Origin of the sequence: Flavobacterium shii (genome assembly GCF_025847235.1) — a bacterium.
In the GTDB taxonomy this organism is placed as follows: domain Bacteria; phylum Bacteroidota; class Bacteroidia; order Flavobacteriales; family Flavobacteriaceae; genus Flavobacterium; species Flavobacterium shii.
In genome coordinates, this window is the sequence record NZ_JAOZEW010000013.1 from 77,190 (window position 1) to 92,081 (window position 14,892).

Genomic DNA, 14,892 nt, shown 5'->3' on the forward strand with positions numbered 1-14,892 from the left:
TCAATTTGAACAAATAATTTTACAAAACAATAATGGACAATAAAAAACAGGTATTTCAAACCAATACTAAACAACGTTGGAAAAGTTTCCAATGGTCAACCAGATTTATTTTATTTATTGCCATTTTAATGATTCCGATTTTTATCATTACCTTAAAAAGAGGGCTGAAACCGGCATTACCACTTTTGGGAGGTAATGTGAAAACAGAAAAAAGTTTATCCAATCCGATAGTTCCAGTCGAGCTAAGTGATAAAGAATTAAAAAAGTATAAAGGTTTTGATATTTTCTTAAGAGAAAAAAGAGAAATCAATAAATTAAAAGCAAAGCCAACTGTTTTAAACATAGAACAGGTAAGAGCTGCCTTTTATGTTGATTGGGATCCGCAGAGTTTATTCTCACTACAAAAGAATATCAATAAACTTAATATGGTTATTCCGGAATGGTTTTTTATTGATCCAAAAACCGATTTATTGCGAACCGAAATCGATACGGCGGCTTTGAAAGTAATGAAGAAAAGCCATGTAAAAATCGTTCCGATAATAAATAACATCAATGAATCATTGGGAGAAGGCGAATTTGATGGAGACTTAATTCATCGCATCCTTCATGATAATGTAAAAAGAGAGAGACTGATTAATGATATTGTAAAGAATCTTAAAAAGTACGAATTACAAGGAATAAATATTGACTTTGAAGAGTTTAAAGAAAATAGTGATGAACCTATTATAGCTTTTCAGAAAGAGTTGTATGAAAAATTACATCCTCTGGGATACATTGTTTCACAGGATATAATGTCTGGAGATAGCGATTTTAATATAAAAGCATTATCAAAGTATAACGACTATATGTTTTTAATGGCCTACGATGAACACTATAGCGGTAGTGTTCCCGGGGATATAAGTAGCCAAAAGTGGATTGAAAGGATATTGGATGAAACGGTAAAAGAAATCCCTTCGGATAAAATTATACTTTGTATTGCAGGTTATGGGTATGATTGGCAACAAAAAAGTCAAGGAGTAACAGTAAGTTATAACGAGGCAATATCTCTTGCCAAGCAATATGGAGCAACTATTAAATTTAATGATAACAGTTATAACAACTCTTTCAGTTATACAGATGGTAATGGAAAAGAGCATAATGTTTATTTTACAGATGCAGCTACAAATTTCAATACCATTCGATTTGCCGATGAGTATGGGGTTGCAGGAACAGCTTTATGGAGGCTGGGAAGTGAAGATCAGCGGTTATGGAGTTATTATCAGCGAAGTTTAACCAATGAAAGTATTCAGGAGAAACCTTTTGATTTTAACCGTCTTAAACATGTAAATACAAGATTTGAAACCCCCGATTATATTGGAGATGGAGAAATACTTGATGTTATAACAGATCCTCAGCCAGGTATAATACAACTAGAAACAGATCCGGTAGAGTCTATAATTACAGAACAAAAGTATGTGCAGCTACCAACGAAATATGTAATTAGTAAGTTTGGTAATGTACATAAACAAGTAGTTTTAACTTTTGATGATGGACCGGATCCTACCTATACGCCTCAGATATTAGACATCTTGAAAAAAGAAAAAGTACCAGCCGTTTTCTTCATTGTAGGAATACAGGGCGAAAGTAATATTCCTTTGCTGCAAAGAATTTATAAGGAAGGACATGAAATTGGGAATCATACTTTTACACATCCAAATATTGCATTGGTAAGCTCCGAAAGGGCTTCGGCAGAAATGGAAACAACAAGATTATTGATAGAAGCAGTTACGGGAAGAAGTACAGTCCTTTTTAGAGCGCCGTATAATGCAGATGCAGAGCCTACTACCGAAGCTGAATTAAGACCAGTTGCTTTAAGCAAAATTCAAAATTATTATACTGTTGGAGAAAGTATAGATCCTAATGATTGGGAAAAAGGAGTTAGTGCCGATAGTATTTACTCAAGAACAATAAAGCAATATGAAGCAAATCCCGATAAAGGAATTATTTTGCTACACGATGCAGGAGGAAACAGAGAATCTACAGTAGAAGCTTTACCTAGAATCATTAAATATTTTAAAGATAAAGGAATTCAGTTTACTACCGTTTCACATTTGTTAGGCAAAACAAAGGATGAAATTATGCCCAAGGCAAAAGGAGATTATATAACGCTGGATAATTTTATTTTTGACTGTGCTTATTGGTTTGGACAATTCATAACAGCTACATTCTGGGTTGCTATTTTTCTTGGTTTTTTACGTATTGCGCTTATGGCTGCAATGGCATTTATAAAAAAATGGAAAGATCATAAATACCCGCCAACTTATAATCCGGTTGTGGGTTCTTACCCCAAAGTGAGCATTATTGTTCCTGCTTATAATGAAGAGGTAAATGCTGTAAAAACTATTCAGAATTTACTTCGTCAGGACTATCCGGATTTTGATATTGTTTTTATTGATGATGGATCGAAGGATAATACCTTTAAAATGGTTAACGATGTTTTTGAAAATCATGATGTTGTAAAAGTATATACAAAACCAAATGGAGGTAAAGCATCTGCATTAAATCATGGGATTGCACTTACTCAAAATGATTATGTAGTGTGTATTGATGCTGATACTCAGCTTAAAACAGATGCCATTTCGCAATTGATGAAAGGGTTTAGAATGCAGGTGAAAAACAATCAGGAAATTGGTGCTGTTGCTGGTAATGTAAAAGTAGGGAATGAAAATACGATGCTTACCAAATGGCAAAGTATCGAGTATACCACGTCACAAAATTTTGACAGAAGAGCATTTGATTTAATCAATGGTATTACCGTTGTTCCAGGAGCGATTGGTGCATTTAGGAAAGAAGCAATCGAAAAAGCGGGAGGTTTTACAACCGATACTCTTGCCGAAGATTGTGATTTGACCATTCGTATATTGAGAAACGATTATCGCATTATAAATTGTATCGAAGCTGTAGCCATAACAGAAGCTCCCGAAAGTCTTAACGAATTTATGAAACAGCGTTTTAGATGGAGTTATGGTATTATGCAGGCATTCTGGAAAAATAGAGATGCTTGTTTTAATCCAAAATTCAAAGGATTAGGAATGGTTTCTTTACCAAACGTATTAATTTTTCAGATAATATTACCCATTTTTGCACCCTTGGCCGATTTAGTACTTATACTAAGTTTAATTTGGAATCACGATGATATAGACAGTTTGCACAAAATAGGAATCTATTATATTGTTTTTATGGTAGTGGATATGTTGGTAAGTCTTGTTGCCTTTATATTTGAAAAAGAGAAATTAACAAAATTAATTTGGTTGATTCCACAGCGATTTGTTTACCGTCAATTAATGTACGTTATCTTATTCAAGGCACTAAGAAGAGCCATTAAAGGAGAAAGTCAAAGCTGGGGAGTATTAATTCGTACTGGAAATGTAGAAACACTTAAATAGATTGGTTATGAAGAATGGATTCTATAAGTAGAATCCATTCTTTATATAATTTTGAAGTAAAAAACAGTAGTCATTGTGACTTTATGTAGCATTAATTATATATTTTTGAAAACATAATCAACAGCACCATTCTTTTGAACAAACTTTTCATTCCTACTTTATCTGTTGGTAATATTCTTGGCGAAGAAACTTTAGGTATAACCTTGTTTCGGCATAGTGTAAAGGGGCGTAATGCATTCGAACAGCCTCATAAACATGACTTTTACATGCTTTTCTTTGTAGAGGAGGGTTCAGGATTTCACAGCATAGATTTTACACAACACACAGTAGGCGATAATCAGATATATTTTATACGTCCAGGGCAAGTACATAACTGGTCGCTTAATATAAATACAACAGGATTTCAGTTGATGCTTTCGCCCGATATCATTACTATTTTTTCAAATTTATCACAACTACCATTTTTTGAGCAAAGCGTTCCATCTTGTCTTTCTTTAATTAAAGATGAATTTCTGGAACTCAAAGAACATTTGCAAGAGATAGAATTAGGGTTACCACAAAATGACTTGCTTACAAAAGAAATAGTTTTACTTCGATTGCATTTACTTTTTAAGCTAGTGCAAAAGGATTATTTAAAACAATTTCCAGAATATGAATTTTCGGTTAGGCCAGAAAAAGTAATAAAAAAGTTTAATGCTTTAATAGAAGATAATTTTCATGTAGAATCATCGGTGAATTTTTATGCGAATAAACTCAGTATTACTCCAAACTATCTTAATATTCTTTCTCAAAAACATTTAAAGATACCTGCAAGTGATGTTATAAAAGAAAGAACAATCCTAGAAGCCAAGCGTTTACTCACGAGCACCGATTTGTCGATAAAGGAAATAGCATATCAACTAGGTTTTAATGACAATGGATACTTTAGTAAAGTATTTAAAAAATATGCCGGAAAAACACCAGGCGATTTTAAAGAAAGTTATAATCTTTACCATACTTATCATCAATAATACCATTCGGATTTAGATTTCTAAACGATTTTTGTAAACAATAAGCAATTATGATTTACAGAAGTGATTATGGTTTTCAAAAAAAAAGTTATTGGAAAATTCAAAACAGAAAGAATCTTCTATGCTGTTTAATTTTGAATGCGCTAATATTAGTAGGATGTTCTTCTAAGCAAACGGATATAAAAATAGATAAGATGAATCGCAAAACACTTTTTGAAGCAGTAAATACGGGGGATGTTACTCACATAGTTACTCTATTAAAAAAGAAGCCTTTTTTGGATGTGAAAAATAATGAAGGAGAAACCCCTTTAATGAAGGCAGTTTATGATCATAATAATGAAATAGCAATATTATTAATTAATGCCGGTGCCGATGTAAATGCACAAGATAAAATGCTTAACAGTCCATTTTTATATGCTGGTGCAGAAGGAAATTTGGAGATTGTAAAATTAGCACTGAATCACGGAGCAAATTTTGAAGTATATAATAGATATGGTGGCACTGCGCTTATTCCCGCGGCAGAGAAAGGACATCTGGAAGTGGTAAAACTTTTAGTAAATACAGCTAATTTTCCCAAAGATCATATCAATAATCTAAGATGGACAGCATTACTGGAAGCAGTTTTACTAAGTGATGGAGGTTCTGTGCACATAGATATTGTAAAAGCTTTGATCGCTGGTGGTTGTAATGTAAATATTACCGATAAATATGGGGTAACCCCTTTAGGTCATGCTAAAAAACTAGGATATACAGAAATGATAAAAGTGCTGGAACAAGCGGGGAAGTAAAGGTTCTTAGGTTCTGAGAAATAAAGGGACAAAGACACAGAGGTTTCCGAGGAAGCGCACAGCAGTACGTCTTAAAGGTTTAAAAGAAAGGTTCTAAGATGCTAAGGTTCTGAAAAATAAAGCTACCTACATAGGTACAAAGGTTTCCAAGGCAGCACGCAGCAGTACGTCTTATAGGTTCAAAGGAAGAATAGCTTTGTGAACTTTGCGTAAACCCTTGCGCTCTTTGCGATTAATTTCAGAGGCTCAATATACCTGAGATTATCAACTATTAACCAACAATTAATAATTATCAATTATTCCTTCATGTTGTCTTCATGTTAAAAGCTTAACTTTATCTTTTTAAATTTCAAAAGGATTATAGATATGGCTAATAAAACCTCTCCACATATTCTAAATACTTCTGCAAATCTTTTGGGTTTTTGCCTTATTGTTATCACCTCTTTACATATTACCAATAAATCAGAAACAACTCATATAGATGAATTCACATCGATAATATCTATATTTCTTATTTTCTCCTGTTTCTTTTCGTTTTTATCTATCAAGACACAGAAAAAGCGACTTGAGAGAAGATTGGAAATAATAGCCGATTATTTATTTGGATTGGCATTAGTAGGAATCTTGATTGTTGTTGTAATCAAGACACTAGACTTAACAGCTTAAACTTGTTTTAATAAAGTTAAACAGATTCAATTATCTTTTCGCGATGGTTTAATCCCCATTGTACTAAAGTTTCGGTAACAGGTAATACCGATTTGCCATATTCGGTTACAGAATAAGCAACAGTAATCGGTCTGGTATCCTGAACTACTCTTGTAATAAGTAAATTTACTTCCAAGTCTTTAAGTTCTTTACTTAGCATTTTTGCAGATATTCCTTCTATCTCACGTTGCATTTTTTTGAAATGAATTATTTGATGCGTTCTGTTGGTTAGAAATCGCAAGATCATCAATTTCCATTTCCCTCCCAGTACGTCCAGACTATCACGCATTGCAAGTAGTTCCTCTGTACAATTTGCTTCACGCAAAATGCCATCTCTTTTAATTTTTGCCATAATAGTTTCTTTTAGGTAACTAGTAACCTTTGGTTAACCGATAGTAAATATAAATGATATTCATAATATTTTTGTGTTTTAAATCAATAAATATGAAAGCAATTATAGCAGATAAAGACGGTAAATTACATCTAAAAAACGTAAATATTCCAACAATAAAAGAAGATGAATTACTTATAAAGATTATCGCTTCGGGATTTAATCCAATCGATTATCAGATGCTGGAGAATGAACTGGAAAGAAAGTTAATGCATTCTCCAATATTAGGGAGAGAATTCTCGGGTATTATAGCCGGGGTAGGAATAAATGTTAGAGACTTTAAGGTTGGTGATGCCGTATTTTCGGGTTCAGGAAGTATGGGGTCCAATGGTACATATGCTGAATATATAGCCATTCGAGAATCTATTGTAGTACATAAACCTAAGTTTTTATCTTTTGCGCAAGCAGCAGGAATTTCTTCGGCAGGATTAACAGCCTTGCAATCTTTTAACCGAATGAAATTACAAAAAAACGATTCGGTTTTAATAACTGGTGCAGCAGGAGGAGTTGGAGCAATGCTGGTTAAAATCTTATTGGCGAATCAATTTACGAATTTCATTGTTACTGCAGGAAATGATGAAAGTATTTCGTCTCTAAAAGAAATAGGAGTAAAGGATAGCCAAATTGTTAATTATAAAACGGATGATGTAGCAATTTTTGCTTTAGCAAAAAACAACCAGCAAAAGTTTGATTTTATAGTAGATTTAGTTGGAAATAAAATAGGCGAAATTGCAGCCAAACTATTAAAATCAAATGGAACGTTTCTAGATGTAACCGCACTTTCTACCGAAGAATCTAGAGAAACATTATTTAATAAAGGTGCTGTAATCATGAATATTTCAAATTATACATATTCTGTAGAGAAAGATTATGGATATTATAAAAACGGATTGTCGGAATTGGTTCGATTAATAGAAAATAAGGCTATAACTCCACCAAATATTGAAATTATAGGAGAGTTAAATGTGGAGACTGTAAGCAAAGCACATGAAATACTTAGCTCGAACAAAACAAAAGGCAAGAAATTAATCATGCGGGTGAGCATTTAGTCTCAGTTTTTAGTATTCAGTAGCAGTAGCAGTAGCAGTAGCAGTTTGGAGACATCTAAACTGAATATAAAATTTAATCAAAAAAAGAGAGTTTGCATGCAAACTCTCTTTTTTATATAATTGTAAACTGCGACTGAATACTAAAAAAACTACCACCCCTTTACAGCGCCGCCTTTAAATTCTTTTTCAGCTGCTTTTTCTACTTCAGGAGATTGGAAAGCTTTAACGAATTTTTTTACTTTTTCTTCGTTTTTATTATCTTCTCTGGAAACGATTAAGTTTACATAAGGAGAGTCTTTGTCTTCTACAAATAATGCATCTCTGGATGGAACTAGTCCAGCTTGAGATGAGAATGTATTATTAATAATAGCAATTGTTACATTTGCATCATCTAATGCTCTTGCTATTTGTGGCGCTTCAAGTTCTAATATTTTTAGATTTTTAGGGTTTTCTGTAATATCAGTTACTTTTGGCAAAAGCCCAACACCGTCTTTAAGTTTTATAAGACCATTTTTTTGCAATAACAACAAGGAACGTCCTCCATTGGTAGGGTCATTAGGAATGATAATAGTACTTTCTGGTTTTAATTCGGCCAAAGTTTTTATTTTTCTAGAATATCCAGCAATAGGATAAACAAAAGTTTTCCCGACGATAGCCAGTTTATATCCTCTTTGTCTTGATTGCTCATCAAGATATGGTTTATGCTGAAAAGCATTTACATCAATATCACCTTGATTTAGAGCTTCATTAGGAACCACATAATCATTGAAGGTTATTAATTCTACATCCAATCCGTATTTTTCTTTTGCTACTTTTTGAGCAGCTTGCGCAACTACAAATTCAGGTCCTGCGGCAACACCAACTTTTATATGGTTGGGATCATCTTTTTTATCTTTTCCGCAGTTTGCAAACACCAAAGTAAGTAGTAGTACTCCAGCTAGTATCGAAAATTTATTTCTTGTATTCATATTTTTATTTTAAAATTAAATTTTTATCTGTGATCAAAATGTTTAGATAGTGCATCTCCTGCAAATTGTATTATAAATACAAGGGCAACCAATAAGATAAGAACAGCATTCATAATTGTTGCATCATAGCCAATGTACCCATATTGGTAACCAATTTGTCCTAAACCACCAGCGCCTACAGCACCACCCATTGCCGAATATCCCACAAGAGTTATAAGCGTAATCGATGCGGCATTGATAATCGATGGAAGTGCTTCGGGCAATAATACCTTATAAACAATCTGGAAAGGTGTTGCTCCCAATGCTCGTGCAGCTTCGATTAATCCTGAAGGTAATCCCAAAAGACTGTTTTCGACCAATCTTGCGATAAAAGGCGCAGCTCCTATACTTAAAGGAACTAATGCAGCACTTACTCCGATAGAAGTTCCTACTAATGCTCTGGTAAAAGGAATCATCCAAACAATTAAAATAATGAAAGGGATAGATCTGAAGATGTTTACGACAACCGATAAGATTCGGTTAAATAAAACATGCTCCAAGATTTGTCCTTTGCGTGTTAGGAATAAAAATATACCTGCCGGAAGTCCCAGTACGAAACCGAAAAATCCAGAGAGAAATGTCATAGTAATAGTTTCCCAGGTACCTTTTAATAATAATGTTATAATAGATTCAGACATAGCCTAATATTTCAGTTTTAATATGTTTTTCTTTAAAAAAATTGATTGCTTGATTTTGTTCATTTTCGTCACCCGATAATTCTACAATCAGTATTCCAAAATTTACATCGCCAGCAAAAGCAGTTTGTGCCGTTATTATATTAGCATTTACATTGAATTTTCTAGCTGCTTGCGTAAGTATTGGTTCATTAACCGATTTTCCGTTTAATTCCAATCGCAATAATGGATTAAGTCCTTTTTTATAAACTATCGAAAGACGTTCTTGGTATATATCCGGAATTTCGATATGTAACGAAGACGCAATAAATTCGCTTGTTAAGGCATGCTTTGGATTAGCAAATATTTCGCCAATGGTTCCTTGTTCTATAAGTTCTCCATTACTAATTACTGCAACTTCATCACAAATTGCTTTTACAACTTCCATTTGGTGAGTAATAAGCAATATGGTAATATTTAAACGTTTATTGATATCCTTTAATAAATTCAAAATAGACCTTGTGGTTCCTGGATCCAATGCACTTGTAGCTTCATCGCATAGTAGTACTTTAGGATTGTTTGCTAAAGTTCTTGCAATAGCAACACGTTGTTTCTGACCGCCAGAAAGACTTGTTGGGTAGTCATTTATTTTTTCCTCGAGTCCTACAAGCTGTAGCAATTCTTTTACCCTGTCTTTAATATCAGCTTTAGAAACTCCGGCGAGTTCCAGTGGGAAGGCTACATTATCAAAAACGGTACGAGAGGATAGTAAATTAAAATGTTGGAAAATCATTCCGATTTGTCTTCTTTCTTGCGCCAGTTGAGAGTTAGATAACTGTAATAAAGAAATCCCGTCTACAATTACCTCGCCAGATGTTGGCTTCTCTAATAAGTTAATACAACGTATTAGTGTACTTTTTCCTGCTCCCGAAGTACCAATCACACCAAAAATCTTTCCTTCCGGCACATGAAGAGATACGTTTTTTAATGCCGTAATTTCCCTTCCAGTCTTATAAAACTTTTTGGTTATGTTTTTTAATTCTATCATTTTCTATTTATAGTAATCATTATTAATGTTGAGGAAACCTTTAGGTTCTTATAGAATCTAGAACAATAGGTTTTTTATACCTTATAAAATTATGGTGCAAATGTAAGTCACATTTTGTTTATATTAAAATCTATGGGTTAAGTAGAACAAAAATAAAATGTTAATTTTTGATTTTTACAATTTACATAAGGAGATTTCGTGGTAAAAAAAAGATTTTCATGATTCGTATTTAGGATACATATAAAACTTGACTTGTTAAAATTTAATGCATAAGAGTTCATTTTTTTTATTAAAATTATATAATAAATGCTTAAATTTAATCTAACTTTAGAATTCGCATGATTTGTATTACGCTTCCCAAATCTTTATTATAGATATTATGCCAAGAAACAAAATTATTGAAAATCTAAGACTTCCCAATGTTTACATCCTTTTATTAATAGTATTTCTATCTTGTACATTGCTAATTTTTATTAATTTTTTCACTATTAAAATTTTATCTGCGAATAGGGCTTATGTTAATGGTGAATCGCATTATTCAAAAGGTCAGAAAGATGCTGTTCGACATCTTATAACTTATTTGTATACAAAAGACAGAGATCAGTGGGATTTGTATAAAGAAGAGTTGAAAGTCCCTCAAGGGGATGGAGTTGCAAGAATTGAACTTTTGAATAATGGAGATGTTAATGTTATTAAAAAAGCATTAAGAGATGGGAGAAACCACGAAAAAGATCTGGATGACATGATATGGTTGTTTAGAAATTTTAAAAACGTTTCTTTTTTAGCAAATGCTATTAAAGAATGGGAAGAAGGAGATAAGCTGATAAATGAATTATTTGAGATAGGAAAAAATATTGAAAAAAAAATAAGCACATCTAATTTAAGTGCCGAGGATCGTGAAAGCATTCTTAAACGTATTAGTGTAATTAGTGATCAATTAACGATAAATGAGCGTAATTTTTCGAACACACTTGGTGAAGGTACACGTACGATTAAGGATCAATTAATGTTTACCAATGTTATCTTTATCTTGATTATTATAAGTAGTGTATGTATATATTACTCAATTATGGTTAGAAAAATTATAATTTCTAAAAAAGAGATTGAAAACCAAAACGAGAATTTAATCCTTGTTAATAAGGAACTAGACAGGTTTGTTTATAGTGTTTCGCATGATTTACGTTCGCCAATTACTTCTCTCAAAGGATTGATTGAAATTATGCTGTTGGAAGATGACTTAACACAAATTAGAGAATATTTAAGTTTAATGAATCAAAGCCTGGTAAAACAAGATCAATTTATAAATGATATTATTGATTACTCAAAAAATAAAAGGAAAGATGTAATTGTTGAGCCAGTGAGTTTGGTAAATTTATTTGAAGATGCCATAATACAACACAAACACATAAAAAATGCTACCAAGATTATTATTATCGAAGAGTTTTTGGTGGATAAAATTCAAAGTGACAGTTTGAGATTGAAAATCATAATAAATAATTTACTTTCTAATGCTATTAAATATGCAGATGCGAGTAAAGAACAGATGCGTATTTCGATTAAAACATATGAAGAAGGGGACTTTTATAAGATAGAAGTAACCGATAACGGAATTGGGATTAAACCAGAGTACAGAGAACATATATTTGAAATGTTTTTTGTAGTTGATAGTAATAAAGGTTCAGGACTTGGTCTTTATATAGTAAAGGAAGCTGTTAGAAATCTTAACGGTAATATTGAGGTTGATTCTGAATGTTCAGTTGGAAGTAAATTTATTGTAACGATACCAAAATTATATGAAATCTAAATATGGTTTTTTGCTGGTAGAAGATAGTGATATCGATCAGCTTGTCATAAAGCAATTATTAAAAAAAGTACTTGATGTCACTGAAGTAAATGCTGTTAAGAACGGTAAAGAGGGAATAGAATGGATTATTGCGAATCGGAAGGGTTTTAAGAAAGCTTTGGTTATTTTATTAGACATTCAGATGCCAATAATGAATGGATTTGAATTTCTTATTGAATACGATAAGTTATCTGAAGAACTAAAACATGAAACTCAAATTTTTATACTTTCTTCTTCCTTAGTTCAAGAAGAAATCGATAGGATTAAAAGTAATCATTATGTAACCGATTTTTTAAGAAAACCAATTGCAATTAAAGAGTTTGGAGATATTTTATATCCAACTTTAAAAAAGAAAATGTGATAAGTCTTAGTCTTTGATAAGATTAAGAAATGCTTCTTTTAAAGATTGCCAAATCAAGTTTGCTTACTTTTTAATTCATTGATTTCCCTTTTTAATTCCAAAAACATTGTTTTAACATTGTCTAATTCTGATGTTTTTTGCTCTTTATCATTACGACCAATGTTGCATACATATTCCCAAATTTCAAGAATGTCGGAAGCTTTCACAGGATAAGGTGGGTAAAATGTATTGTCGGAATGTGCTATTAAATCATTTTTTCCGTTTTTATTAAGACGCTTATATACGATCCCATCTGTTTTTGTAATCAGGATATAAGTCCTGCCATCCATCACCTCTCCAAAATTCTCTATATATCGGCCTACTATAAAAGAACCATTTTCATGAGGAGGCATAGAATCTCCTTCTACAGGAAATGCTCTATGTTTTCCATGACCTAAAAAAGGTAAAGAAATATGTTGTAAACTTTCAATAAATTCAGGATCTGAATACCCGGTAAGGTATCCAGCTTTTGCTTTATGCGGAATAATTTCTATTAAATTATCGCCATTTCGGTCAACTGTAATTGGTAATAAGATTCTATTATCTCCCAATTTGAGTAACTCGCCCATAGGTATCTTTTTCATTTCGACCGAAAGTAAAATATCGATACTAATATGAAAAAAGCGTGAAATGGCTATCAATATTTCTGGAGGTGGCGAGTTTTTACCATCTTCATATTTAGCATAACGATCTCGGGATATAAGCAAACCTTCGGCAACTTCACGTTGTGAAATCTCTTTTCTAGCTCTTAGGTATTTAATATTATCAGAAAATAAAGACATATGTTAATGGGATAATTTGTCACAGTAAATATATGTAATTTGTGACGATATGTACTAATTTTGTTTTGCATAAAATGAAAACAATAACGAATAGTTCATTTCACTTAATTCAATAGCATGTTACTTTTTGATGATACCGAGATATTTACAAGCGGAAATAAAGGGAAAAAGGTTTTTGACCTGCCTGATACGGAGCTGATATTACATGATACTCTTTTTACAAAAGAAGAGTCAGATCATTACTATAATGTTTTGCTCAACACAACAGCATGGCGGGAATATGAAATGGAAATGTATGATAAGACGCTTAAGGTTCCAAGAATGATTTCGTGGTATGAAGATAAAACAAATATTGGATCAGACCCCAATCTTCCGGATTGGACACCAGAATTATTACTGATAAAAGAGCGAGTAGAAGCAGAGACACAAATTAAATTTAATAGTGTATTGCTCAATTTATATCGAAACGGAAACGACGGAGTGAGTTGGCATAGTGATCGAGAGCAAAATTTTGGAAAAGATGCTATTATTGCTTCAGTTAGTTTTGGCGAAACCCGAATTTTTGGTTTAAGACATAAATTTAAAAAAGAGATTCCAAAATTGAAAATTCCATTGCATCATGGTTCCTTTTTATTAATGGGTGGAACAACACAAAGTTTTTGGCAACATCAGGTTCCTAAAACTACAAAGAATATATTGCCAAGAATTAATCTTACTTTCAGGATTGTAGATAGGAAACCATAATAACTTATGAATTAATTCATAAGTTATTATTCCATACATCTATAATTGCTTCAGTAAAGCATTTGTTCTACGAATAGATTCTTCATCTTTATAATCCAGCCAAGCTTGTCCTTTGCGTTTACGCATCCAGTTATCATAATAGCGAATAACCGCCACATTTGCGAAGCCTTTAAGTAAATTTCTAGGTCTTCCGGATAAAGAACGAAGACTTAGAGAGAATCCGGGAGTCATATATTTCATGTAATGCCACCAACCTTCGGGCATATAAAGCATTTCACCATGATTTAAATGAGTGATATATGGTTTTACTAGTTTAAGTGCTGGAAACTTTTCATAATCGGGATTATCAAAATCTATATCTTCATTACAAATCCAGGAATAAGGAAGGCGATACATGTATTTTGTTTCTTTGGGATCTACAAGGACACACTGTTTTTTTCCTTCAAAATGGATATGAAAAATATTAGGAAAATCAATATCGTAATGCATAAAAACTTTAGCATTCTGACCTCCAAAAAACACCAGAGGAAGACTTTTTATCAGTCTAAGTCCAAGTTTAGGCCATCTTATATCTGCTTTCATTGCAGGTACATCTTTCATTAGGTTGTATAGAAATATACGAAGATGTGTGGGACCTTTCTCCAGTATGTCAATATACTCGGACATAGTCATTGTAAAGTCGGGTTCATTGACTTTTTTTGTATGATCTGTTTTACGGTTATCGTATAAGGGGACGGTTTTATCTCCGGCAACTTCTCTTAGGAAATTAAAATCCCACTTTGTAAAAGCAGGCCAATCTTCGATTTGGTTTGTAATAACTACAGGCTTTTGAGGCTTATAATAGTTTTCAATGAATTCCTCTTTGGTCAGTTTTTCTACTCTTTCAATTTCTATATATTCAAAAGCCATAAATTAAAATTTTAAAATTGTTAGAAAAATATAAAGTTACGTATTCTAAGTTTTGTTTTGGCATAAATCATAATCATTTATTCACTATATGCGAAGAAATATGTGAATAACTTGTAGGAAGATTATAGTATTTAAACGCATTTTGAGAATGGAAATTGTATTGTTATGAGCGTTTAT

Annotated in this window: 14 protein-coding genes; 8 read left to right on the forward strand and 6 right to left on the reverse strand. The window is 32.4% G+C overall.

Annotated features, from left to right (window positions below; genetic code table 11):
• Positions 1 to 32: 32 nt before the first annotated feature.
• The 4 genes from OIU83_RS13095 (at position 33) to OIU83_RS13110 (ending at position 5,889) form a co-directional block, all read left to right on the forward strand.
• Positions 33 to 3,425 carry a polysaccharide deacetylase family protein gene (locus OIU83_RS13095; RefSeq protein ID WP_264206710.1) on the forward strand — a complete coding sequence of 1,131 codons (3,393 nt, stop codon included), beginning with the start codon at positions 33 to 35 and terminating at the stop codon, positions 3,423 to 3,425.
• A 134-nt stretch (positions 3,426 to 3,559) separates the two neighbouring features.
• Positions 3,560 to 4,435, forward strand: coding sequence for a helix-turn-helix domain-containing protein (locus tag OIU83_RS13100; RefSeq protein WP_264206711.1), 876 nt, complete (start codon positions 3,560 to 3,562; stop codon positions 4,433 to 4,435).
• A gap of 134 nt (positions 4,436 to 4,569) precedes the next feature.
• The gene (locus OIU83_RS13105) at positions 4,570 to 5,223 is read left to right on the forward strand and encodes an ankyrin repeat domain-containing protein (RefSeq protein ID WP_404827691.1); all 654 of its coding nucleotides are present in this window, start codon (positions 4,570 to 4,572) and stop codon (positions 5,221 to 5,223) included.
• A gap of 366 nt (positions 5,224 to 5,589) precedes the next feature.
• On the forward strand, positions 5,590 to 5,889 hold the full coding sequence (locus OIU83_RS13110; RefSeq protein WP_264206713.1) for a hypothetical protein: 300 nt from the start codon (positions 5,590 to 5,592) through the stop codon (positions 5,887 to 5,889).
• Positions 5,890 to 5,905: 16 nt separating this feature from the next.
• On the opposite strand, the gene OIU83_RS13115 is transcribed toward OIU83_RS13110, so the two are convergent.
• Positions 5,906 to 6,280 carry a winged helix-turn-helix transcriptional regulator gene (locus tag OIU83_RS13115; protein ID WP_264206714.1) on the reverse strand — a complete coding sequence of 125 codons (375 nt, stop codon included), beginning with the start codon at positions 6,278 to 6,280 and terminating at the stop codon, positions 5,906 to 5,908.
• Between the two features lie 92 nt (positions 6,281 to 6,372).
• Here OIU83_RS13115 and OIU83_RS13120 point away from each other — a divergent pair, with 92 nt between their 5' ends.
• Positions 6,373 to 7,368 (forward strand): NADP-dependent oxidoreductase, encoded by a 996-nt coding sequence (locus OIU83_RS13120; RefSeq protein ID WP_264206715.1) that lies wholly within the window; start codon positions 6,373 to 6,375, stop codon positions 7,366 to 7,368.
• A 149-nt stretch (positions 7,369 to 7,517) separates the two neighbouring features.
• On the opposite strand, the gene metQ is transcribed toward OIU83_RS13120, so the two are convergent.
• Genes metQ through metN form a run of 3 tightly spaced genes read right to left on the reverse strand, consistent with a single transcriptional unit; the run spans position 7,518 to position 10,037 of the window.
• A complete protein-coding gene (metQ, locus tag OIU83_RS13125; protein WP_264206716.1) occupies positions 7,518 to 8,336 on the reverse strand; it encodes a methionine ABC transporter substrate-binding lipoprotein MetQ in 819 nt (272 codons plus the stop codon).
• Positions 8,337 to 8,359: 23 nt separating this feature from the next.
• Positions 8,360 to 9,013 (reverse strand): methionine ABC transporter permease MetI, encoded by a 654-nt coding sequence (metI, locus tag OIU83_RS13130; protein WP_264206717.1) that lies wholly within the window; start codon positions 9,011 to 9,013, stop codon positions 8,360 to 8,362.
• Positions 9,006 to 10,037: a methionine ABC transporter ATP-binding protein MetN gene (gene metN / locus OIU83_RS13135; RefSeq protein ID WP_264206718.1), complete on the reverse strand. Its 1,032-nt coding sequence runs from the start codon at positions 10,035 to 10,037 to the stop codon at positions 9,006 to 9,008. Before metN ends, metI begins: the two co-directional genes overlap by 8 nt.
• Before the next feature lie 379 nt (positions 10,038 to 10,416).
• Here metN and OIU83_RS13140 point away from each other — a divergent pair, with 379 nt between their 5' ends.
• Positions 10,417 to 11,841 carry a sensor histidine kinase gene (locus OIU83_RS13140; RefSeq protein ID WP_264206719.1) on the forward strand — a complete coding sequence of 475 codons (1,425 nt, stop codon included), beginning with the start codon at positions 10,417 to 10,419 and terminating at the stop codon, positions 11,839 to 11,841.
• Positions 11,831 to 12,241: a response regulator gene (locus tag OIU83_RS13145; RefSeq protein ID WP_264206720.1), complete on the forward strand. Its 411-nt coding sequence runs from the start codon at positions 11,831 to 11,833 to the stop codon at positions 12,239 to 12,241. The genes OIU83_RS13140 and OIU83_RS13145 overlap by 11 nt, the downstream gene beginning before the upstream one ends.
• A 53-nt stretch (positions 12,242 to 12,294) precedes the next feature.
• Here OIU83_RS13145 and OIU83_RS13150 read toward each other — a convergent pair whose 3' ends face one another.
• Entirely contained in the window at positions 12,295 to 13,062 is a 768-nt protein-coding gene (locus tag OIU83_RS13150; protein WP_264206721.1) for an XRE family transcriptional regulator, read from the reverse strand.
• A 117-nt stretch (positions 13,063 to 13,179) separates the two neighbouring features.
• On the opposite strand from OIU83_RS13150, the gene OIU83_RS13155 reads away from it, so the two are divergent.
• Positions 13,180 to 13,806 (forward strand): alpha-ketoglutarate-dependent dioxygenase AlkB family protein, encoded by a 627-nt coding sequence (locus OIU83_RS13155; protein WP_264206722.1) that lies wholly within the window; start codon positions 13,180 to 13,182, stop codon positions 13,804 to 13,806.
• 39 nt (positions 13,807 to 13,845) lie between these two features.
• Here OIU83_RS13155 and OIU83_RS13160 read toward each other — a convergent pair whose 3' ends face one another.
• Positions 13,846 to 14,715, reverse strand: coding sequence for a cupin-like domain-containing protein (locus OIU83_RS13160; protein ID WP_264206723.1), 870 nt, complete (start codon positions 14,713 to 14,715; stop codon positions 13,846 to 13,848).
• Between the last annotated feature and the right edge of the window lie 177 nt (positions 14,716 to 14,892).